Source organism: Geobacter benzoatilyticus, assembly GCF_017338855.1.
GTDB classification, from domain to species: domain Bacteria; phylum Desulfobacterota; class Desulfuromonadia; order Geobacterales; family Geobacteraceae; genus Geobacter; species Geobacter benzoatilyticus.
Genome location: NZ_CP071382.1, coordinates 1,591,685 through 1,612,485 on the forward strand (window position 1 = coordinate 1,591,685; position 20,801 = coordinate 1,612,485).

Annotated in this window: 20 protein-coding genes; 10 read left to right on the top strand and 10 right to left on the bottom strand. The window is 61.7% G+C overall.

All coding sequences use genetic code 11. The annotated features are described in order from the left end of the window. Positions 1 to 24 precede the first annotated feature (24 nt). A complete protein-coding gene (locus JZM60_RS07450) occupies positions 25 to 669 on the top strand; it encodes a DUF1318 domain-containing protein (RefSeq protein WP_207164999.1) in 645 nt (214 codons plus the stop codon). A 185-nt stretch (positions 670 to 854) separates the two neighbouring features. Here JZM60_RS07450 and JZM60_RS07455 read toward each other — a convergent pair whose 3' ends face one another. Then, complete coding sequence (locus JZM60_RS07455; RefSeq protein WP_207165001.1) at positions 855 to 2,213, bottom strand: MATE family efflux transporter; 1,359 nt, start codon at positions 2,211 to 2,213, stop codon at positions 855 to 857. Positions 2,214 to 2,235: 22 nt separating this feature from the next. Beyond that, positions 2,236 to 2,493, bottom strand: a complete 258-nt coding sequence (locus JZM60_RS16850) for a GSU3128 family (seleno)protein (protein WP_277603805.1) — start codon at positions 2,491 to 2,493, stop codon at positions 2,236 to 2,238. A gap of 186 nt (positions 2,494 to 2,679) precedes the next feature. On the opposite strand from JZM60_RS16850, the gene JZM60_RS07460 reads away from it, so the two are divergent. The 3 genes from JZM60_RS07460 (at position 2,680) to JZM60_RS07470 (ending at position 5,954) form a co-directional block, all read left to right on the top strand. After that, positions 2,680 to 3,144, top strand: coding sequence for a MarR family winged helix-turn-helix transcriptional regulator (locus JZM60_RS07460; protein ID WP_207165003.1), 465 nt, complete (start codon positions 2,680 to 2,682; stop codon positions 3,142 to 3,144). After that, positions 3,144 to 5,090, top strand: coding sequence for an FUSC family protein (locus JZM60_RS07465; protein ID WP_207165005.1), 1,947 nt, complete (start codon positions 3,144 to 3,146; stop codon positions 5,088 to 5,090). Before JZM60_RS07460 ends, JZM60_RS07465 begins: the two co-directional genes overlap by 1 nt. A gap of 132 nt (positions 5,091 to 5,222) precedes the next feature. Next, positions 5,223 to 5,954, top strand: a complete 732-nt coding sequence (locus JZM60_RS07470) for an SDR family oxidoreductase (RefSeq protein ID WP_207165007.1) — start codon at positions 5,223 to 5,225, stop codon at positions 5,952 to 5,954. 92 nt (positions 5,955 to 6,046) lie between these two features. Here the strand turns inward: JZM60_RS07470 and JZM60_RS07475 are convergent, their stop codons facing one another. Continuing rightward, on the bottom strand, positions 6,047 to 6,490 hold the full coding sequence (locus tag JZM60_RS07475; RefSeq protein ID WP_207165010.1) for a single-stranded DNA-binding protein: 444 nt from the start codon (positions 6,488 to 6,490) through the stop codon (positions 6,047 to 6,049). A gap of 142 nt (positions 6,491 to 6,632) precedes the next feature. On the opposite strand from JZM60_RS07475, the gene JZM60_RS07480 reads away from it, so the two are divergent. The 6 genes from JZM60_RS07480 (at position 6,633) to JZM60_RS07505 (ending at position 12,295) form a co-directional block, all read left to right on the top strand. Next, positions 6,633 to 7,337 (top strand): lysophospholipid acyltransferase family protein, encoded by a 705-nt coding sequence (locus JZM60_RS07480; RefSeq protein ID WP_207165012.1) that lies wholly within the window; start codon positions 6,633 to 6,635, stop codon positions 7,335 to 7,337. Position 7,338: 1 nt separating this feature from the next. Beyond that, positions 7,339 to 7,518: a hypothetical protein gene (locus JZM60_RS07485; protein WP_207165014.1), complete on the top strand. Its 180-nt coding sequence runs from the start codon at positions 7,339 to 7,341 to the stop codon at positions 7,516 to 7,518. A 6-nt stretch (positions 7,519 to 7,524) separates the two neighbouring features. Next, a complete protein-coding gene (locus JZM60_RS07490; protein ID WP_207165016.1) occupies positions 7,525 to 7,941 on the top strand; it encodes a tetratricopeptide repeat protein in 417 nt (138 codons plus the stop codon). Positions 7,942 to 7,947: 6 nt separating this feature from the next. Continuing rightward, entirely contained in the window at positions 7,948 to 9,624 is a 1,677-nt protein-coding gene (locus tag JZM60_RS07495) for a ribonuclease J (RefSeq protein WP_207165018.1), read from the top strand. Between the two features lie 65 nt (positions 9,625 to 9,689). Continuing rightward, positions 9,690 to 11,981, top strand: a complete 2,292-nt coding sequence (locus JZM60_RS07500; protein ID WP_207165020.1) for a DNA translocase FtsK — start codon at positions 9,690 to 9,692, stop codon at positions 11,979 to 11,981. Positions 11,982 to 11,986: 5 nt separating this feature from the next. Beyond that, the gene (locus JZM60_RS07505; RefSeq protein WP_207165022.1) at positions 11,987 to 12,295 is read left to right on the top strand and encodes an MATE family efflux transporter; all 309 of its coding nucleotides are present in this window, start codon (positions 11,987 to 11,989) and stop codon (positions 12,293 to 12,295) included. 86 nt (positions 12,296 to 12,381) lie between these two features. Here the strand turns inward: JZM60_RS07505 and JZM60_RS07510 are convergent, their stop codons facing one another. From JZM60_RS07510 to JZM60_RS07540, 7 genes are read right to left on the bottom strand one after another with little or no spacing between them, the layout of a single operon-like run. Beyond that, positions 12,382 to 13,170 (bottom strand): NADH-quinone oxidoreductase subunit B family protein, encoded by a 789-nt coding sequence (locus JZM60_RS07510; RefSeq protein ID WP_207165024.1) that lies wholly within the window; start codon positions 13,168 to 13,170, stop codon positions 12,382 to 12,384. Positions 13,171 to 13,193: 23 nt separating this feature from the next. Beyond that, complete coding sequence (locus JZM60_RS07515; RefSeq protein ID WP_207165026.1) at positions 13,194 to 13,991, bottom strand: IclR family transcriptional regulator; 798 nt, start codon at positions 13,989 to 13,991, stop codon at positions 13,194 to 13,196. Between the two features lie 47 nt (positions 13,992 to 14,038). Continuing rightward, positions 14,039 to 15,547, bottom strand: a complete 1,509-nt coding sequence (locus tag JZM60_RS07520) for a hydrogenase large subunit (protein ID WP_207165028.1) — start codon at positions 15,545 to 15,547, stop codon at positions 14,039 to 14,041. After that, positions 15,544 to 16,977 carry a proton-conducting transporter transmembrane domain-containing protein gene (locus tag JZM60_RS07525; protein WP_207165030.1) on the bottom strand — a complete coding sequence of 478 codons (1,434 nt, stop codon included), beginning with the start codon at positions 16,975 to 16,977 and terminating at the stop codon, positions 15,544 to 15,546. Before JZM60_RS07525 ends, JZM60_RS07520 begins: the two co-directional genes overlap by 4 nt. A gap of 3 nt (positions 16,978 to 16,980) precedes the next feature. Next, positions 16,981 to 17,619, bottom strand: coding sequence for a hydrogenase (locus tag JZM60_RS07530; protein WP_207165032.1), 639 nt, complete (start codon positions 17,617 to 17,619; stop codon positions 16,981 to 16,983). A 3-nt stretch (positions 17,620 to 17,622) separates the two neighbouring features. After that, entirely contained in the window at positions 17,623 to 18,531 is a 909-nt protein-coding gene (locus JZM60_RS07535) for a respiratory chain complex I subunit 1 family protein (protein ID WP_207165034.1), read from the bottom strand. Positions 18,532 to 18,544: 13 nt separating this feature from the next. Continuing rightward, entirely contained in the window at positions 18,545 to 20,554 is a 2,010-nt protein-coding gene (locus tag JZM60_RS07540) for a proton-conducting transporter transmembrane domain-containing protein (RefSeq protein ID WP_207165036.1), read from the bottom strand. Positions 20,555 to 20,801: the final 247 nt, after the last annotated feature.

Below are 20,801 nucleotides of genomic sequence, written 5' to 3' on the forward strand. Positions count from 1 at the left end.
ACTTTGCGAACCGAGGAGGAACCCATGAAACGTACGATCATGAAAGCATTGTCCGTGGGATTGTGCGGCATGCTTGCCGCCTGTGCCATCATCACCGTTAATGTCTATTTTCCGGAAAAAGCGGTGAAAGAGGCCTACAAATCCCTTGACGAAATGCTTCTGAAACAGGGAGAAGAGAGCCCGGCCCAGGATAAAGCGGCTCCTGCTCCGGGGCCACAGAGCAGACTCCCCAAGGGGTTCCCGTCCTTCTCCCTGGTTGGCGAAGCCTTTGCCGCCGAGAGCTATGCGGATCAGTTGGCCGTGGAAATTTCCAGCATGCCCGACGTGCTTAATGCGTACGACGAAATGAAGGCCAGGCTTCCGCAACTGGATGCCTTGCGGGACCGGGGCGTCGTGGGCGAGACAAACCAGGGGCTGGTCACGATCCGCGACAAGGAGAAGGCCGGCGGGCAGGACGAGGTTCTGGTCAAGGCGGAGAATGGCAACCGGAAGCTGGTCATAACCGCCATGGCAAGGGCGATCCTGAAGCTCAACAAACAGCCCGAGTCCAAGGAGGCCTTTGCCCAGGTGCTTCCCAAGGCAGCGGCCACCTATGCCGATGCCAAGCGGGAGGCGGCCAAGCCGGGGTGGTGGATGCAGTTGGCCAACGGCCGCTGGGTCCAGAAGTAGAGTAAGGTAAGCCAGGAAAGTATTTGAGACTGAAAACGGCAGCTCAACACAGAGACACAGGGACACAGAGAAAAAACAAGGCTTTACAACGACAAGGGTGGTTGATTGTCTTGGCAACGTGTTGAAAAACTCTGTGTTCTCTGTGTCTCAGTGTTTCAAATGGCTTTTCCCGGGTTGTTTTTGGGTTAGATAATGACAGCGTGGAGGTCACGCTGGCGGTAGCGCCACCAGAAGGCGATGGCCCGCGCGTACCAGTCGATGACGAACACGCCCCATACGGCATAGAGGGAGAGGTGAAGCCAGTCTGCCGCTACCCATGAGAGGAAGACCCGCACTCCCCACATGATGCCGAGGGTGGCAAGGAAAACGTAGAAGGTGTCGCCGGTCCCCCTCAGGCTCCCGGCATAGACGAAGGAGATGGCAAGGGGGATCTGGGCGAAGGCCACGAGCCGCAGGAAAACGATCCCCTTTTCAATGACCTCCGCGTCATGGGTGAAAAGCCCAATGAGTGGCCCCGGCAACGCCAGAAAGATGAATGCCATGGTCCCCATGACGAGAACCGCCAGGCGCAGCGCCTCACGATGGCTGATGCGCGCCCGGCGGTATTTTTTTGCCCCGAGGGACTGCCCCATGAGCGTGGCGGCGGCGATCCCCATTCCGGCGCCCGGCATGAACGAGAGAGATTCGATGGATAGCCCGATCTGGTGCGCGGCGTAGGCGGCGGTGCCATAGCTTATGATGAACTTTGAGTAGAAAAGCTGGCCGCTCTGCTGGGCAATCCGTTCCAGGGCCACTGGCCAGCCCACCCGCCAGATACGGCCGAAGAGGCCGGTATCGGGACGCCCTATCCGGATGTAGCGGAGCCTGAGGGCCTGGATCAGCAGATAGAGGAAACCGACTGCTTCGGAAACGTTGATGGCGATGGCCGCACCGGCCACCCCAAGGGGGGGGAACCCCAGTTTCCCGTAGATAAGGGGCCAGGCAATGAGCACGTGGAGGACGTTCACGAGGATGATGGCCGTCATGGGGGTTCGGGTGTCGCCGATGCCGTGCATGATGGCCGAGAGGATGTTCAGGCCAGTGGTGAACGCCAGGTAGAGAAAGACGAGCCGGGTATAGTGGGCGGCCAGTTGGAGCACATCGTCCCTGGCCCCGAGAAATACGGCAAGATCATGGCTGAAGGCGCCGCCGAGGATTGATGCCGCCGCGGTCATGACTGCGCAGGCAACGCAGGCGGCAAAGGCCGCCCTTCGCGCGCTCTTCCGCTGTCCGGCCCCCCACAGGTGGGCAATCACCACGGTGGTGCCGGTGGCGAGCCCCCAAAACACCGTCATGGTGACGAAAACCAGGAGCTGTCCAAGCCCTGTAGCCGCAATGGCCGCAGCCCCCAGTCCCCCCACGAGGAAGATGTCGACAATGGCCACGAGCCTCTGGAAGAGCGATGAAAGCAGGACCGGGAGCGACAGGTTCATGACATTGCGGCGGATGGAGACCCGTTTTTTCCGCTCCCTGAAGTTTCGTGCAGTAAATCCTCTTCCCGTCATCCCTTTTTCCTGAACCTTCCAATCAGTCGCCGAGTTCCAGTTCCCCGGCCAGATTCATCACGAAATTTTTCGCCCGTCCCGACGGTGCGATGATGCCGTAGGCCATGGCTTCCTTCAGTTCCTCATCCGTGGCGCCTGCTTCCTTCGCGACCGCGAAGTGCTTCTTCAGTCAGGTGGGGCACCCCACCGCCACGGCGCACCCCACACGGATCAGCTCCCTTGTCCTGGTGTCGAGAACTTCTTCATACTCGAAATCGAGAATCTTTTTGCGGATTTTCATGGCCGGACTCCTTTTCATGAAGATCGTGATTCTATTCGGGAACTATGATGTTCCCCCCGATGATTTGCAAGCGCTTTTTGGGCGCTGAACGAATTGTTGCGAATATATGGGCCTGCGATTACAGGCGTTTCCAGTATAGTTGAAAAATTGATTGTAGGCAAATAAGTAGCATGCTATTAATTCCATATGAACATATTTACGCAGGCAATCGATCGCGGCAACCTCATGTATCGGCTCGGGCTCATGGCCCGTCATTGGCGCCAGGTTCTGGACGCCGATTTCCAGTCCGCAGGGCTGACTGACGCCACGTGGCGCCCCCTCCTGCACCTCGCTTTCCTCGGGGATGGCACCCGCCAGAAAGATTTGGCGGCCTCCGTCGGCATCGAGGGTCCCTCCCTCGTGCGGCTCCTAGACACCCTTGTCGCCAAGGGGCTCATTGAGCGGTCGGAGGATGCCACGGACCGCAGGGCGAAGCTCCTTCGCCTGACGTCCGAGGGACGGGAGATCGTGGAGCGGATCCGGGAAACGGTTACGGTCCTTGAGGGGGAGTTGCTGAGTCCTTTCAGCGATGGTGACATAGTCCAGCTTGCGGAATTTATCGGGCGCCTGGAGTCCGCGGTGGACGTCGCCCGGCGGAGGGGAAAACGTTGATGTCGGCCGCCATTACCCGCTTTGTCGGCCGGCACCGGTCGCACCTGGTCTTTGCCGTCAGGGGCATGGCAGCAGCCCTCGCGGCTTTGGGGGTCGCCATCTTTCTGAAGCTGGAAAACCCATACTGGGCGGCAATGACGGCTTTAATCGTGATCCAGCCCACCAGGGGGCTTCTGCTCGAGAAAAGCTACTATCGCCTGGTCGGCACGGTTGTCGGCGCCGCGGCGGGGCTTCTGCTCCTCCTCTCTACCAGTTCCCCCATGGTGCTTACCATTGCTCTCTCCCTCTGGGTTGCAGCGTGCGTGGGCGTAGGCAATCTCCTGTACGGGCTTCGCTCCTATGCCTTCCTGATGGCGGCATGCACCTGCGTGGTGGTGGCCATGAGCGGCTATCAGAACCCCCCGCACCTCGTCGGCATTGCCTTCGGGAGGATAGCCTGCATCGTTGTCGGCATCATCGTTTCAACGGCGGTGACCGCCCTCTTTATCCCCCGCCACTCGGGAGACGAGTTTGAAGACCGCCTACGCCGGGTTGCGGCGGACAGTGTCGCATGGCTGGCGCTGCTGCTGCGTCAGGGACCGGGGAGAACCCTTGTTCGGCATGAGCAGGATATCCTTATGGAGATTGCGGAGATCGAGGGGTTGCTGGATGTGGTGGGGGCGGGGTCGCTGCGGCTGAAAAAGCGCAGGCGCCATGCGCAGAATCTTGTGGCGTCGCTCCTTTCGCTTCTGGCCGTGGGGCGGATGGCGAGCGAGGGGCTTGTCCGGCGCGATGCCGGGGAGCAAGGCCAAAGCTACTGGCGGGACCGCCTTGCCCGGCACCTGGAAGAGGTCGCCTGCAAGTTGGAAAGTGCAGTGGTGGTGAACTGCACCGCTGAAATGACGGCGGCAGCGGCCGAGGCGCGGACGCGCTTTCCCATGATGGGGGAATCTCTGAGCGAAATAGTAGCCTCGCTCCGGCCGGTTCTGTCCGGTTACGGTACCCTGGCCGATGCAACTGATCCGCGCCCATCTGCTCAGTTCATACATCACCGGGATTGGCGGGAGGCCCGCAGGGCCGCCCTTCGCGCCTTCGGGACCATCGGTGCGGTGGGGGTCATCTGGTCCCTCACCGGATGGACAAAGGGACCCCTGATGCTGATGGCCATATCCATCATGATCAGCATCTTTTCCACCAAGGAGCATCCCGCCAATTTCGTGGGTCAGATTTTCTGCGGCGCGGCAATCGGGTCGGCTGCCGCCGTTCTCTGCCGGATCTCGTTCCTTTCAGGGACGACCGAGCCTCTGGCCATGGCCGCCACCATAGCTCCGTTCATTTTCCTCGGCGTCCTTGCCATGTCGTACCGGCGAACAGCCATCGGCGCCACCGATGCCACGCTCTTTTTCATCTTCGTAGCCCAGCCGGGAGTCCCCATCTCCGTACTTCCAGTCGATCTGGCCCTTGGCGCAGTGGCCATGGTGATGGGGGTCGGGAGCGCCTGGATCGCCTACCGGTACCTGGTTCCCATCAATCCGGCGATTCGCCTCCGCTCCCTGCTGGCAGCCATCGTGGGCGACCTTGAACGCCTGGCCGCGGCCGATTCTCCCGCGGCGAAGGAACGGTTGCAGGCGCGGATGCATCACCGGGTGATTCGCATGGTTTCCATGGCAACGCGCTATGACGCCGACCACCTGGCAGCGGTGGAAGGGGGGCTTGCCGCCCTGGCCATGGGGAAATGCATCGTGCAACTCCAGCAGCCGCCGAACGGCATCGGCGAGGCCCTGCGCAGTCTGGCCGACGCCGTTCGGCGGAAGGAGCCCATCGCGACGGCCCTGGCGGATGTTTCCACTGTATTCTACGCCGCTCTTGGACAGGGGGTGGCCGCAGACGCCCATGCCGACGGCCGGAGTGGAGACGCGGATTGCCAGGGGTATTGGGAAGATCGGGGTGCCCAATGCCCTGTCTGAGATTCAAGGGATTTACTGCGAAGGGGTTCCGCTCAAAAACATTAGCCGGATGTCTTGATGTAAACTGCCCATCTTTGGGGTGCTGCTCTGTCTTCGCAACGTGTTCGGTGCAGGGCAAGAAAGGAAACTAGCATGGATATCAAAGGGAAAATCGTATTGGTAACCGGCGCCAACGGCGGTATCGGCGGAGCGCTGGTGGGGGCGTTGCTTGACAAGGGGGTGGCAAAGGTCTATGCCGCTGCCCGAAGCGCCGACGCCGTGACGGAATTGGCCCACAGCGGCGACCCGAGGGTTGTTGCAGTCCGGCTGGATGTGACTGATTCCTCCAGTGTGGCAGGGGTTGCGGAGCTGTGCCGGGACGTGGACATGGTCATCAATAACGCCGGAGTCAACCGGTGTGTGGGTTTCATGGTGTCCGACGCCATAGAGCAAGCCAGGGTGGAGATGGAGGTCAACTACTTTGGCACCCTGGCCATGTGTCGGGCTTTCGCGCCGATACTGGCCTCCCGGGGCGGCGGGGCCATCGTGAATGTCTGCTCCATCATCGGACTGGTCAATCTTCCCGTCAACGGAACCTATTGCGCATCGAAGGCAGCGGGGCACTCCCTGTTGCAGGGGCTCCGCGCAGAACTGGCGCCCCGTGGCATCCGGGTGATCGGCGTCTACCCCGGCCCGGTGGACACGAAGATGACGGCGGGGCAGGAGATGCCCAAGACCACGCCGGAGCAGGTTGCCGCTGCTATCCTTGCCGGCGTGGAGAAGGGGGACGAGTACATTTTCCCCGACCCCATGTCGCAGCATGTCCACGCCATGCTTGAGAAAGATTCCCGCCAGGTTGAGAAGGAGTTTGGGACAATGGTCTGAAAAGAGTCCCGGAATTAAGGCTGAACGCACGAAAGCCGCCGTTATCGAGAACGGCGGCTTTCTGTGTTCAGAGGGGGCTGGAAATATGTGTTCTAGAACGGGATATCGTCATCGGGGTTGAAGGCCGGCTCGTCGTAGGCCGGGCCGCCGCCGAAACCGCCTTCCTGACCGCCGCGGCCGCCGGAGCGCCCGCCGCCTCCCTCGCCCTTGCCGCCGAGCATCTGCATCCGCTCACCCACCACTTCGGTGGACCAGCGGTCGCGTCCGTCCTTGTCCTGCCACTTGCGGGTCTGGAGCCGTCCTTCAATGTATACGGTCCGCCCTTTTGCCAGGTATTCGCCGGCGATTTCCGCCTGGCGGCCCCAGAGGACCACGTTGTGCCACTCGGTCCTCTCTTCGAACTCGCCGTTCCTGTTCTTGAATTTCTCGCTGGTGGCGATGGAGAAGCTGGCCACTGCCGTGCCGCCCGTAGTGTAGCGGACCTCGGGGTCCTTCCCGAGATTGCCGATGAGCATTACCTTGTTGAGACTCGCCATGGGAGCCCTCCTTCGGGGCGTTGATTTGTGCCGGAAACCGTTGCAGTGTATAGGAATAGGGGGGGCTCTGGCAAGCTATATTTGGTTTGACGAACCGGGGAAAAAACAGTAAGGTTAAACGGATTTACGTCCGGAGCCACTCATGCTTAACGGTTTGATTTATCTGCTTTTTTTTGTGCCGGTAACCGGCTTTTTCAGCCTGCTTGCCATGCTTGGCGGTCTCATTGATTCCCGGGGCGGTTCAGCTCACCGGTGCGCCCTTGCCTGGAGCCGCGCCGGCCTCATGATGGCCGGTGTCCGCCTGCGGGTGACCGGTACGGAACAGGTGCCGGCGGGGGAGCCGGTCATCTTCATGGGGAACCACCAGGGGAACTTCGATATCCTGGTCCTTTCCCGGGTCATCCCGCGCCGGTTCTCCTGGCTGGCCAAGGAAGAGCTTTTTCGTATCCCCCTTTTCGGCACTGCAATGCTTCGGGCCGGCTACATTCCGGTGAACCGCAGCGACGGCCGCAAGGCCTTGCGGAGCCTCGATGCTGCGGCACAGAGGATCCGGGCCGGGGCCAGTGTCATCGTCTTTCCCGAAGGGACCCGGACCGCCGATGGTTCCCTCCTCCCCTTCAAAAAAGGGGGCTTCATCCTGGCGGAGCGGGCGGGGGTGCCCATCATTCCCTTTACCATCAATGGCAGCATGCGGGTGAACCCCCGTAACACCTTGAGCCTTGTGTGGGGTGCGGAAATATCAGTCCGGTTCGGTGCGCCGATCCCCACATCCGGCAATGGGGCACTCAAGGGACAACCGCTCATGGATCGGGTCCGGGCCGCAATCCAGGCCGGGCTGGAGCTTTAGGATGCAATTGCTTGCCCTGGCACTTATCGCGATAGGATTCATGGCCGTGGCCTGGGGATTACCTGCGGCCCACCGGCTGGCAAGGCCATGGGACATCCTTGCGGCCTTTGCCGTGCTTTGCGGCCTTGTTGCCCTCCTGCTGGGTGCTCTTCTTGCCGTTGTGCCGGGTTTTTTCGGATAGGGACCAGTGAGCGAACGAACAAATAACATCGTTGCCAACGTCACAGTGATCGCCGTCATTTCCCTTCTGCTTATCGGGGGGAATACCTGGTGGCGGCAGCGCACCCAGTTTTACCGGGGCGAGGCGGCTCTTGCGGCACGGGATTACATGGCGGCAATTGCCGGATATGAGGCCGCCATCCACATGTACACTCCGGGGAGCTCCCTTGTGGAAAGCTCGGCCCGACGCCTCTGGGAGATGGGGGAAGGCTTCGAGCAGGCCGGTGACATGGATCGAGCTCTCATTGCCTATCGCTCGTTGCGGAGTTCCTTTTACGCCGCCCGGTGGCTCGTACAGCCGGGCAAAACGTGGATCGCTGAATGCGACCGCAAGATAGCCGAGATTCTCTCACGGCAGGGATATGCCCCGGCCGTGCCGAAGTAAGGGACCATGGATACAGAACTGAACCACTCAGACGGCCTGCGCGTCATCCCCTTGGGGGGGGTGGGGGAGATAGGCCTCAATATGATGGTCTATGAGCATGGCGACGATATCATCGTGGTCGACTGTGGCCTCATGTTCCCCGAACCGAGCATGCTGGGCATCGATATCGTCATCCCCGACATCACCTATCTGCGGGACCGGGCCGACCGTGTCCGGGGCATCTTCCTCACCCACGGCCACGAGGACCACATCGGCGCGCTCCCCTATGTTCTTCCGGAGCTCCCCGTACCCCTTTACGGCACGGCCCTCACCCTCGGCTTCGTTCGCGAAAAGCTGAAGGAGTTCGACCTGGACAGCGCCGTGGACCTGAACGTGGTGAAACCGCGGGAATCGGTGACGGTCGGCCCCTTCAAGGTGGAATTCATCCGGGTCTCCCATTCCATCGTCGATGGTTGCGCCCTGGCGATCAGGACCCCCGAGGGGGTGGTGATCCATACCGGCGATTTCAAGGTTGACCAGACTCCGGTGGACGGGGAGCTAACGGACCTTGTTTCCTTCGCCCGCTATGGCGCCGGAGGCGTGCTGGCGCTTTTTTCCGACTCCACCAACGTGGAGCGGGAGGGGTACACCCTGTCGGAGCGGCTTGTGGGGGAGGCTTTCGACGAGATATTCCCACGGTGTCCGGGGCGGGTCATCGTGGCCGCCTTCTCCAGCAACGTCCACCGGGTGCAGCAGGCGGTGGACGCCGCGGCCCGCTGCGGCCGGAAGGTCCTCCTGAACGGCCGCTCCATGGTGGCCAACGTGGCCATCGCCCGCCAGTTGGGTTACCTGCGGATTCCCGACGAAATCCTCACCGATGTCCGGGAGATGCCCCACCTTCCCCCCGAACAGGTCTGCATGATCACCACCGGCTCCCAGGGAGAGCCCATGAGCGCCCTGACCCGGATTGCCATGGACGACCACAAGCAGATAAAGCTTGAAGCGGGGGACACGGTAATCCTCTCCTCCCGCTTCATCCCCGGAAACGAGAAGACTATCTCCGACCTCATCAACCACCTCTACCGCCGGGGGGCCGAGGTCTACCACGAAAAGGTATCCGAGGTCCACGTGTCGGGGCATGCCTCCCAGGAAGAGCTGAAACTGATGCTCAACCTGGTGCGCCCCAAATTTTTCGTACCGGTCCACGGCGAATACCGCCACCTGGTGAAACATGCACGGCTGGCCCAGCGGGTCGGGGTCCCCGAAGAGAACTGCATGGTCGTTGAGAATGGCGCGGTCATCCGCTTTGCCGGCGGAGAAGCGGAGGTGGCCGGCTCCGTGGAAAACGGCCGGGTATTCATTGACGGCAAGGGGATCGGCGATGTGGGGGAGGTGGTTCTGAAGGACCGCAAACACCTCTCGGAGGATGGGATGGTGGTGGTCATCATCGCCATCAACCAGCAGACGGGGGAGGTCATCTACGGCCCCGACATCGTTTCCCGCGGGTTTGTCTTTGAGGATGAGAGTCAGGAGTACCTGGACGAGACGAAGAAAATCGTCCTGGACCTGCTGGCCGGGATGGCCCCCGAGGTCCTTAACGACTGGGGCGAAGTGAAGCAGGAAGTGCGGCGCGTTCTGCGGCGCTTTTTCAATAAGACCATCGAGCGGCGGCCGGTGATTCTGCCGCTGATACTGGAGATGTAGGGGCGGAGCATTTGCCCTGATTACGGCAGGCGGGCGATCATAAGCATCGCTCATGCGAAATATCTATGACGGAAACAGACAAGCAGATCGACAAAAAAGAAAAACTGAAGAAGGAAATCCAGGGGATGGCCCTGGGTGCGCTGGGGCTTTTCATCCTCATCGCGCTGTTGTCGTTCAATGCCGGCGACCAGTCCTTCAATACCTATTCGTCAGAGGGGGAACTCCGCAACTTCAGCGGCCGTCTCGGCGCCGATCTCTCGGATTTGCTTCTCCAGGTCTTCGGGCTGGCTTCCTATGCCATACCATTCGGGCTCCTCTTCCTCTCCTACAAACTTCTGCGCTTCAAGGAACTGCGGTGGAAGTCCTACAAGGGGCTTGCATTTGCGGCGCTCCTAATCTCCCTGTCGGCGCTGTTCGCCTTCAACCTGGAGAAAACCGTATTCCTGGGGCAGCCGGTTCTTACCGGCGGTGCCGTCGGCTACAAAACGGCCTCCTTCCTCAAGACCTACTTCGGCACCACCGGAGCCATTCTCATTATTCTCCCGCTCCTGGCCGCTTCGGCCATGGTGCTTTCCCGGTTCTCCTTCGTTCTTTTCGCCGACTGGTGGTTTGCAAACCTGAAGGAGCGCTGGGCCCGCAGCCGGGAGCGCCGGGAGCTGAACCGCCAGCTCCTGGATGCCGGGGCGAAGCCCGAGAAGAAGAAGGCTCCGGAGATCAAGCCGGTTCATGTGGCGGTTCCCCCTTCGCCACCGGTTCAGAAGAAGGAAAAGAAAAAGGAAGAGGCCAAGGCCGCCCCGCTCCAGGAGGCCTTCGACTTCATCAAGAGCGAGGGGGATCACCGGACGCCGCCCTTGTCGCTCCTCGACACCCCTCCCGCCACCGAGAAGCGCCTCGACCGCGATATCCTCACCATGAATGCCCGGCTCCTGGAGAAGAAATTCAAGGATTTCGGCATCGACGGCGAGGTGGTGGAAATCTGCCCCGGTCCCGTCATCACCATGTACGAGTTCGCGCCCGGTCCCGGCATCAAGGTGAGCCGGATAGCGTCCCTCTCCGACGATCTATCCATGGCGCTCCAGTCCATGTCGATCCGGATAGTGGCCCCCATTCCCGGTAAAGGGGTGGTCGGCATCGAGATTCCGAACCGTGAACGGGAGATGGTATTCCTCAAGGAGATCTTCAACGGCGACGACTTCCATGGCAGCAAGATGAAGCTTCCCCTGGCCCTGGGGAAGGACATCGCCGGAGCCCCGGTGGTGGCCGATCTCGCCAAGATGCCCCATTTGCTCGTGGCCGGTGCCACCGGTAGCGGCAAGTCCGTTTCCATCAACACCATGATCCTGTCGCTCCTCTATACCGCAACCCCCAAGGACGTGCGGGTGATCATGGTGGACCCGAAGATGCTGGAACTCTCCATCTACGAGGGGATTCCGCACCTGCTCCTCCCCGTGGTAACCAATCCCAAGAAGGCCTCCCTGGCCCTCAAGTGGGCCGTGGAGGAGATGGGGCGCCGCTACCGTCTCATGGCCGACAAGGGGGTGCGGAACATCAGCTCCTATAACCAGTTCCTGGAAAAGGAGGAGAAGGAGGCCGAGGATCTAAAGGCCCAGGGGACGGTGGTGCTGGACGACGTTGTGGAGGAGACTCCCGACGAGGAAGAGGCGATCCAGCAGTTCCTGGACAAGCAGGAGGAGTTGGAACACGGGCACCTGCCGTTCATCGTCGTCATCGTGGACGAGCTGGCTGATCTCATGATGGTGGCTGGCCGGGAGATCGAAGAGTCCATCGCGCGCCTGGCCCAGATGGCCCGGGCCGCCGGCATCCATCTCATCCTCGCCACCCAGCGGCCGTCGGTGGATGTCATCACCGGCCTCATCAAGGCCAACTTCCCGGCCCGGATATCCTTCCAGGTCTCCTCCAAGATCGACTCCCGGACCATCCTCGACACCAACGGCGCCGAGTCGCTCCTGGGAGCCGGCGACATGCTCTTCCTCCCGCCGGGAACCGCCAAGATGCAGCGGGTTCACGGGGCCTTCGTCTCCGACGCCGAGGTGCAGCGGGTGGTGGACTTCCTCAAGAAACAGGGGAAACCGGTCTACGACAAATCGATACTGGAGATGAAAGAGGAGAGCGGTTCCGGCTCCGGAGGGGACGAGGACCTGATCGACGAGCGGTACGACGATGCCGTTGCCCTGGTGGCCGAGACGCGCCAGGCATCCATATCCATGGTCCAGCGCCGCCTGCGGATCGGCTACAACCGCGCCGCCCGCATCATCGAGCGGATGGAGCAGGAAGGTATCGTGGGTCCGAGCGACGGCACCAGCAAGCCCCGTGAAGTGTTTATAAATAAAATCTAATAGCCATGAACGACTACCTTTTACCACTCTTCATTATCAACCTCATCCTCACCCTTGTTGATGCCGCCATCGGCTACCATGTGGCGCCGGCGCTCATGCGCCGCTTTACCCCGGACTCGGAAACTGCGGAGCTGTCGGTGCGCAGCATGCGGACCATGCTCGGGGGGGTGGTTGCGCTCTACATGTTCTTCAACTGTTACGGCTACTTCCGGCAGAACGGCGTCATGCTCGCGGTGGTGACAGCCTTCGTGGTCCTTGACATGGTGGCCCAACTGGTGGTCCGGTTGAAAATGGGGAAGGGGATGGAGGAGTAGGACAGAGCAAGTACGGCGGCAGATGACAACACGGACGCGACGGGAAATCCCGCCGCGTTTTTTTATGCCGGAAGGCTGGAGGACGTTTACTCCTCCAGCCTTCCGAGAAGCCGCAGGAGACCGTCAAGGATGGTGAGGGGATGCGGGGGGCAGCCGGGGATGCAGAGGTCGATGGGAATGAGGCTGTCACAGCCGTTGTGGATTGCGGGAGAGTCCATGAAGGGGCCGCCGTTGATGGCGCAGGCGCCGGCGGCGATGGCGATCTTCGGTTCGGGGATCGCCTCCCAGGTTTTGATGAGGGCGAACCGCATGTTTTCGGTCACCGGGCCGGTGATGAAAATGCCGTCAGCGTGGCGGGGTGAGGCCACGAACTGGATGCCGAAACGCCCCAGGTCGAAGCCGATGGTGGAAAGGACGTTGGTGTCGGCCTCGCAGGCGTTGCACCCCCCGGCGGATACCTCCCGGAGCTTGAGGGAGCGGGCGAAGAGCACGCGCCTCTTCTCGTCCAGGGGGGCGGCAAGTCTGCGGACCTCCCCTGCCCGGACAATCAAATCCTCCCGCCGGTTCACCGCCAAGCGATGGTCGCTGGTGAATGAAATCGCTCCGTTGGGGCAGGCGGCGCTGCATTCCGCGCAGAAGAGGCACTTCCCCATGTCGAGTGAGAGGGTTTTTTCGGTCCCCGGTCCCTGGTCCCCGGTCCCGGTTGTTATGGCGCCGTGGGGACAGGCCTTGGCGCAACTGCTGCACTCCTCCGGGCACTTTTCCGGGGCAAGGAGCGGAGCCCCCCGGAAGAGTTCCGGCAGGCGGGCCGGCCCCTCGGGGTAGGAGATGGTCCTGTATCCCTGGCGGTATCTGGCGAAGAGTGCTTTGAACATGAAGCGCCTCCACGGCGGAGCAGTTAGTCGATCGGTGCTCCGGCGTATCCCAGTTTTACCGAGACGGTCTCGGCGGCCTTTTGCGCCATGGGGATCAGTTCGGCCGAGATCCGCTCGTCCGAGAGCCGCATGGCCGGCCCTGATATGATGACGGATCCTACGGCCACGGCCCGGTAATCAAGGACCGGAGCAGCCACTCCCCGGACGCCAAGCTCCAGCTCTTCGTTGTCAATGGCGTAGCCGGCGGCGGCTATTTCCTTCAGGTGCTCCCGGAGCCGGTTCCCGTCAGTGATGGTGTTGGGAGTGAAGGGGACAAGCTCCGTACGCTTCAGATATCGCCCCAGCTCCGCCTCGGGAAGGGATGCCAGCAGCACCTTCCCGGCGGAGGTGCAATAGGCGGGAAGCCGGGAGCCGAGCCGTGAGACGACCCGGACCGTGGCGCGGCTCTCGACGCCATAGAGATAGGTGCTCAGGTTTTCCTTCAGAACGCATACGTAGGCGGTTTCGTCGCATTCCCGGACCAGTTCTTCCAGAACCGGTTTCGCGTAGGGGAGGAGCGCCATCTGGCGGATCATGGTCTGGCGGATTTCCAGGGTCTTGAGCCCGAGCCGGTAGTTGCCGGTAATACGGTTCTGCTCCACATACCCCCTGGCCTCCAGGGTGGCCAGGAGCCGGAATACATTGTTCTTGTGAAGTTTGAGCCGCTTTGCGAGCTCCGTTACGCCGAGTTCGGGGGTCCCCTCACCGTGGAACTGTTCCAGGAGGTCAAGGGCGTGGGAGACGGCGAGGATCATGTAGTCGGACTTGTCTTTTTTCTGCACTGGTTGCCTCTGTTGGATGGATTGAAAGAACAAACCTTTCTTTTATATCACAGATCGAATCCGCAATAGGAGAGATTAAAGCTTTTGTTGCAGAGGGGAAAGTCGGAGATCTGCTGGTTGCGCAGGGCCATGGCGAGGCCGGTCCAGTTGTGAAAAGACGGATCGACCACCTTGTAGCGGACAAACCGGCCGGTGGCGCCGGTAATGGCCACGTGGCATATCTCCCCACGCCATCCCTCGGTCAGGGCCACCGCCACGCTGTCCGGCGCAGGGGGGGGCGGATCTGCGCAAGGCGTTCCGTCAGGAAGCTGCCGGAGCTGTTCGGTGACGAAGTTGAGCGACTCCTGCGCTTCGCGCCACCGGACATGGGCCCGGGCAAAAACGTCGCCGCTTTCCTCTGTAATCACGCTTATGGGGCTTACTCCGTAGATGCCGAAGGGGTGATCTTTCCGTATGTCGCGCTCTATGCCGCATGCCCGTGCCGCCGGCCCCACGAGCCCGATCTCCTTTGCCGTCTCGCGGGTCACGCGCCCTGTCCCCTCGAAGCGGGCCATGACCGATTGGGTTTCCCAGAGCAGGCCTATGGCGTTCTCCAGCTCATCGCCGCCAATGGCGATCCGGTGGAGGAGTTCGCCGGCCTGTTGCGCTCCCGGATCGAAACCGACGCCTCCGGGGCGGATAAGCCCCCTGCCGAAACGGCTTCCGCAGATGTGGGCCGTCATGTTGAGGAAATCCCCACGGATCCGGCCGCAGAAGGAGGATGTGGGAAGGTATGCCACGTCTCCGGCCAATGCCCCCAGGTCGCCGGCGTGGTTGGCGAGCCGTTCCAGTTCCAGGGCGATGGCGCGGATTGCCTCGGCTCTGGCCGACGGGACCGTATTGCCGAGGGCTTCCATAACCATGGCGTAGGCAAGGGAGTGGCCGATGGTGGTGTCTCCCGCGATGGTCTCCATCTGGAAGATGGTTTTCGGGTACGGCCCTCCGATGAGTCCTTGTTCTACTCCCCGGTGCTGGTAGCCGAGGGAGATTTCCAGGCTGAAGACCTCTTCGCCGTGGCATTGGAAGCGGAAGTGCCCCGGTTCGATGATGCCGGCGTGGACCGGTCCCACCGCAACTTCGTGAATTTCTTCCCCCTCCACCCGGAAAAATTCCGTGTCGCCCGCAACTGGCTCCCGGTCTCCCCTCCTTGACGGCATGAAGGGATGGTGAAAGCGAACCGGCTTCAGCCAGGGGTGGTCTTCCGGGGTGATGCCGCACTGTTCCGCGATCTCCCGCTCGAAAAGGTGGATCTGGGGGACCAGGCGGCAGATGGAAGGGAAGGCTCTCTCGGCTTCGGTCCGCATGAGCCCGAGAAGGGCGTCGCCCGGCGCAGTCATGAGACACCAGAGGGTTGCGCCCCTGTCGGTGGGGACTCCGAAAAGGGAGGAAACCCGCCAGCCTCTGTCGGTGGCATCGATGATGTCCTGGAGGAACCGGTCAATGGGGAGGAGCGGCACCGAGGCTATGGGTACCGCCTCGCCGTTGCGCAGACAGGTGAGGGAGAATGTGCGGGTCATGGCGTATTTCCCCCCAGAAGGGCTGTTCCTTCCGCGATGAGGAGCCTGAGGGGCTCAGGGAGCCAGAGCCCGAGCATGAGCACGATACCCATGAGCACCAGCGGCGGCATGACGGTGAGGAAGGTGTCCCGGTAATCGGTATGCTCGATGCGGCTCGATTCGCCCATCACCACCGGCAGAACCGTTCGCGCCATGCCGAGGAAGATGGCCGCCAGAAAGAGGAGCATCAGCCCCCCGACCAGTTCTCCCCCCTGGGCCATGGCGTTGGAGACAATGGAAAATTCGCTTACGAAGAGGCCGAAGGGGGGAGAGCCGGTGACGGCGAAGAAGCCGGCAAGGAAGAGCCATCCCGACCAGGGAAGGCGCCGCAGCGCGCCCCGTACCTGTTCGCAGCGCTTGCTGTTGTATGAGCGGTGGATATTGCCGGCGGAAAGGAAGAGCACCCCCTTGGTGAGGCTGTTGTTCACCAGGTGGAGCAGCGCCCCGGCCAACGCCCCCTTGCCGAGCCCCAGGGCCACGGCCAGAATTCCCACATGCTCCACGCTGGAGTAGGCGAGCATCCGCTTGAAGTCTGCCTGGCGAGCCATGAAGACGGCAGCCGTGGCCATGGACAAAAGCCCCATGAGGACGAGGGAATCCCGGTGGAAGGTCATTCCCCCCGCCGCCGCGCAGACCTGGTAGGCTCGCAGGAGCCCCACGAACGAGCAGGTCACGAGCCCGCCGGCAAGGAGCCCGCCAACTAGCCCCGGAGCCTCGCCGTAGGCGTCGGGCTTCCAAGTGTGGAGCGGCGCGAGCCCCATCTTGGTTCCGTATCCAACCAGCATGAACACGAAGGCGGCCTTGAGCCAGGCGGGGGAGAGGAGCGTGGCGTTGGCAACCAGCGGCTCCAGGAGGAGAGTCGGCTCTATCCGGGCCACTACGGTGCAGTAGGCCAGGAAGAATAGCCCCAGGAGCGCCAGAGCGATCCCCACGGAACAGATGAGCATGTACTTCCAGGTGGCCTCGATGGAGCGGGCGTTGCGATTGTAGTAGAGCAGCGGGGTCATGGTGAGGGTGGTCGTTTCGATGGCCACCCAGAGGAGCCCCAGGTGATGGGCGATGGCTACCAGCGACATGGCGGAAAGGCAGACCAGCAGCATGGTGCAGAGGAGCCGGTTGGGCCGCTCCCGGCGGTAGGCAAGGTATCCCACTGAATAGAGGGCGCTGGCAAGGAAGAGAAGGCTTACGGAGAGGAGGACGATCTTTCCTATGGCGTCAAGATAGAGCCACTGGCCCGGGGTGGGCACAGGGGGAGAGAGTATCGTCTCAACCGTCATGACCAGATGCAGTATCCCCGTAATGGGGAGTGCCCACGGGCGCCCCCTGTCGGAGGGGATGAACCATGCGGTGATGGCTCCCAAAAGTGGTATTAGCAGCAGTCCGGCAATCATTTCCTAGTCCCTGAGCGTGGTGAGGCGCGACGTGTCAATGGACGAAAACTCGCGGCTGATCTGGTTGATGATGATCCCCATGACAAAGATGCCGACGATAAGATCCAGCAGTACCCCGGCCTCCACCATGACCGGCATCGCTTCGGTAAGCAGGAGGCCGAAGAGGAAGATGCCGTTCTCCAGCATAAGGTAGCCGATTACCTGGGAAATGGCCTTGCGCCGGGTCACCAGCATGATGAAGCCGATAAGGAGCGTGGCAATGGCTGCCGGCACGAAGAGGAGCCCCTGATGCTCCGGTGCCAGGGGAAGGCGCGCGGCAAATACGAAGGATAGTCCGGTCATGATGGCTCCGATGAGGAGCGTCGGCACATATCCCAGATAGGGTTCCATTTCCCTGGATATCCGCGCTTTGACAATGGCCCCGTTAAGAAGCCACGGGATAACGATCCCCTTTGCCAGAATGAGGCCGCCGGTGATCGCAACAAGGTGCCAGGAGAAAGAGTGGATGAGGATCGGGAGGATGCCGAGGATTACCCCCTGAAAAGCCACGGCGCGGATTGCGACGGTCAGCCTTCCTGAACCCAGGGCGGCGAAGTTTATGAGCATCACAAGGACTATCAACTGATCCACCACGGAATTCATTGCCTACCTCAACACGAGAAGCAGCGAGAATGCTGCCAGGATGCAGGACGCTGCCAGCATCTGGGGAATCTTGGCAAGCTGGAGCCGCGCCATGATTGATTCCACAATGCCGATTCCGACTGCCAGCATCAGCATGGCGATAATGAAGAGCACCCAGTCAACCAGGGGGATGCCGGTGAAGTAGGGGAGCGCGATGTCGGTGAACAGGGCTCCCAGCACGAAAAGCTTCAGGGCTGCTCCGTAAAGGATGGCGCCGAACAGGGGGCCGCTGTGGTCGAGCACCATCACTTCGTGGACCATGGTCAGCTCCAGGTGGGTTGTCGGGTCGTCGAAGGGGACCCGGCAGTTTTCCGTCAGGAGGACGATGAAAAGGCTTCCCACCAGGAGCAGCAGCGACGCGCCTGCCGACAGCCATGAGGTGGCTGCGGTCCCGGTTAGCATGGGGGTCAGGGAGAGGGAGCCGGAGAGGCGCGCAAGTACCGCCAGGGAGAAAAAGAGAGCAGGCTCGGCCAGGCAGGCGAAGGTGGCTTCCCGGGCCGCGCCCATCCCCTCAAAGCTGGAACCGGTGTCCAGGGCTGCCGCCGTGGTGCAGAAGCGGGCCAGTCCGAAGAGGTAGGCAAAGAGGATCATGTCGCCGTTAAAGGAGAGGGGAGGGCGATGTTCCCCCAGGGGGATCAGGAGCGAGGCTGTGACGGTTGCCGCCAGGGCCGCCACCGGCGCGGCCCGGAAGACCCAGCTGGTGGTGCTGCTGAAGACGGTACCCTTGCGCGCAAGCTTTGCCAGATCGTAGTAAGCCTGAAGGAGCGGCTGTCCGGTGCGGCCGGCAAAGAGGGCCTTGGTCCGGTTGATCACCCCCAGCAGCAGCGGCGGAAACAACAGTGTGAGGAGAATGTGGATGACGGTGTCGATCATGGCGCGGCCGCCCCTAGTAGGCCCACGCCAGCAGCAGTGCCAGCGTCACGAAGATGTAAAGAATGTAGAAATGCAGCCGGCCGTTCTGGAGCTTTCGGGCCAGGGAGAGACGCCGGTCCGTTGCGGCCAGCAGCGGTGCAATGAGCAGTTCCAGCACCGCTTCGGGAACATGGCTCGAAAAGGAGTTCTTTCCGGGGAAGAGGCCTTGAACCTGCGGCGGATGAAACCGTGGACGGAGCACGGCAGCGAAAAGCTTCACGAACATCTCGGCAAAGGAGGATGCGGTGTACTGGATCCGGGCAACGGGGCGGGCATAGCCGCAGTCCCACGTGCCGGCCGCGCCTTGTGGCCCGGATGTTACCCGTTTCCAGAGCCATGCTCCGGCCCCGATAAACGTCAGCAGGAGAATCAGCCCCAGCAGCGTGATCCAGCCGAGAGGGGCTGCATCCGCCAGGCGAACTCCGGTGAAGGGGAGTTGCGGGCTCCAGGCGAAGATGGCCGGTTCCAGCAGGCGGGGGAGCACCAAGGGGAGCAGCCCTATGACTGCGCAGAGCATGGCCAGGAGCACCATGGGGCCCCGCATGGTCCAATCCGGTTCGTGGCACCCAGCGGCTTCCTCAGACCGGGGCATCCCAAGAAAGACCGTGCCGAAGACCTTCACGAAGCAGAGGACCGCCATCCCCCCCACCATGGCAAGTGCCGGGGCCGCCAGTCCCATAAGGGGGACGGCAGCCCCTTTCCCCTGCACTAGCCCCGAGAATAATCCGAGATAGACGAGGAGTTCGCTTACGAAGCCGTTCAGGGGCGGGAGTCCGCAGATGGCCACAGCGCCGGTGAGAAAGAGGGCTGCTGTCCAGGGCATCCGGCGCGCAAGTCCCCCCAGTCGGTCGATCTCTCTGGTCCCGGCTTCATGGATGACCGCGCCGGCGCCGAGGAAGAGGAGAGATTTGAACAGTGCGTGGTTCAGTACATGGAGGAGCGCCCCTCCAAGTCCGAGAACGACCAGCGCCGGCAGGTCCGTTGCCCTGCCGATGAGTGCCACGCCGAGGCCCATGACAATAATGCCGATGTTTTCGATGCTGTGATAGGCCAGGAGGCGCTTCAGGTCGTGCTGCCCCACGGCGAAGGCGACACCCAGGAGTCCCGAGACGATTCCTGCTGCCAGGAGAACCATCCCCCACCACGCCGGTACTACCCCGAAGAAGGAGAAAATGCGGACCATCCCGTAAATCCCCATTTTGATGAGAACACCCGACATGAGTGCCGACACGTGGCTCGGCGCGCTGGCGTGCGCTCCCGGAAGCCAGACGTGGAGCGGTATCACCCCGGCCTTAAGGCCAAAACCCAGGAGGGCGGTCACGAAAACAGCCGTCCCGATGGTGCCCGTGCCGTCCAGGGCCGCTGCTGCAGGGAAAGCGAAGGAACCGGCAGCTACCTTCAATAACGAGAAGCAGGCGAAGAGGGTGAGGGTGCCGGCATGGGTTGCGACAAGGTAGACCAGGGCGGCGTCGCGGACCTCCTGTTCAAGGTCGTCGGTGGCAAGGGCGAAGTAGGCTGACAGGGCCATGATCTCCCAGAAAATAAGGAAAAGGACACCGTTGCGGGCCAGGGGGATGCATGCCAGGGAGGCGGCGAGAATCCCGAAGAAAAAAGTGAGCTGCGGTGTCGTTCGGGGAAACTGGAGTGCAGGCCAGTATCCGATGCTGTACACGGCGCAGCAGGCGGATACGATGAATACCGGGATGAGGAAAAGTGCGGAGAGGGGGTCGATGCCGGCTTCAAGTGGGCCGAAGGGGAGATGGCTTACAAATGTGTAACTGGCGGTTTTTTCGGTGAGAAGGGATGCCAGGGCGCCGGCCAGTCCTGTGAGGGCTCCGAGAACGACGGTGAGAGAGGCGCATTTCTGCCACCAGTCTGTTCTTTTGGGCATGAACAGGCCCGGAATGCCTGACGCCCCCATAAGCAAGGCGCCGGCTATGACGAGGCTGGCAGGATTGTCGAGCCCTGCCGATAATGCTCCCATACGCTGGCCTCCGGAAGCGCATCTGGATGACTGCGCTCCACGTCGCCTGATTGGCTGAATCAGATGAATCGCGTCGCCCTGGACTATAAGTTCTTGAAGAGGGCGCGTCAAGAGCCAAGTGGCCCGAGCATTTAACAAAGGTTGCGGTCATGGACCGAATACTGGAGCGATTTTTCAGCCGCGAACTTTCCTTGAATAAATCCTGTTGACAAAGGTGGGTGAATCGGTTTAGTTATGGATACATACG

Excerpts from the sequence above, each read along its gene's own strand:
- JZM60_RS07450 (WP_207164999.1), top strand. The coding sequence starts at position 25 with ATGAAACGTACGATCATGAAAGCATTGTCCGTGGGATTGTGCGGCATG.
- JZM60_RS07455 (WP_207165001.1), bottom strand. The coding sequence starts at position 2,213 with ATGACGGGAAGAGGATTTACTGCACGAAACTTCAGGGAGCGGAAAAAA.
- JZM60_RS07460 (WP_207165003.1), top strand. The coding sequence starts at position 2,680 with ATGAACATATTTACGCAGGCAATCGATCGCGGCAACCTCATGTATCGG.
- JZM60_RS07465 (WP_207165005.1), top strand. The coding sequence starts at position 3,144 with ATGTCGGCCGCCATTACCCGCTTTGTCGGCCGGCACCGGTCGCACCTG.
- JZM60_RS07470 (WP_207165007.1), top strand. The coding sequence starts at position 5,223 with ATGGATATCAAAGGGAAAATCGTATTGGTAACCGGCGCCAACGGCGGT.
- JZM60_RS07475 (WP_207165010.1), bottom strand. The coding sequence starts at position 6,490 with ATGGCGAGTCTCAACAAGGTAATGCTCATCGGCAATCTCGGGAAGGAC.
- JZM60_RS07480 (WP_207165012.1), top strand. The coding sequence starts at position 6,633 with ATGCTTAACGGTTTGATTTATCTGCTTTTTTTTGTGCCGGTAACCGGC.
- JZM60_RS07485 (WP_207165014.1), top strand. The coding sequence starts at position 7,339 with ATGCAATTGCTTGCCCTGGCACTTATCGCGATAGGATTCATGGCCGTG.
- JZM60_RS07495 (WP_207165018.1), top strand. The coding sequence starts at position 7,948 with ATGGATACAGAACTGAACCACTCAGACGGCCTGCGCGTCATCCCCTTG.
- JZM60_RS07500 (WP_207165020.1), top strand. The coding sequence starts at position 9,690 with ATGACGGAAACAGACAAGCAGATCGACAAAAAAGAAAAACTGAAGAAG.
- JZM60_RS07505 (WP_207165022.1), top strand. The coding sequence starts at position 11,987 with ATGAACGACTACCTTTTACCACTCTTCATTATCAACCTCATCCTCACC.
- JZM60_RS07510 (WP_207165024.1), bottom strand. The coding sequence starts at position 13,170 with ATGTTCAAAGCACTCTTCGCCAGATACCGCCAGGGATACAGGACCATC.
- JZM60_RS07520 (WP_207165028.1), bottom strand. The coding sequence starts at position 15,547 with ATGACCCGCACATTCTCCCTCACCTGTCTGCGCAACGGCGAGGCGGTA.
- JZM60_RS07525 (WP_207165030.1), bottom strand. The coding sequence starts at position 16,977 with ATGATTGCCGGACTGCTGCTAATACCACTTTTGGGAGCCATCACCGCA.
- JZM60_RS07530 (WP_207165032.1), bottom strand. The coding sequence starts at position 17,619 with ATGAATTCCGTGGTGGATCAGTTGATAGTCCTTGTGATGCTCATAAAC.
- JZM60_RS07535 (WP_207165034.1), bottom strand. The coding sequence starts at position 18,531 with ATGATCGACACCGTCATCCACATTCTCCTCACACTGTTGTTTCCGCCG.
- JZM60_RS07540 (WP_207165036.1), bottom strand. The coding sequence starts at position 20,554 with ATGGGAGCATTATCGGCAGGGCTCGACAATCCTGCCAGCCTCGTCATA.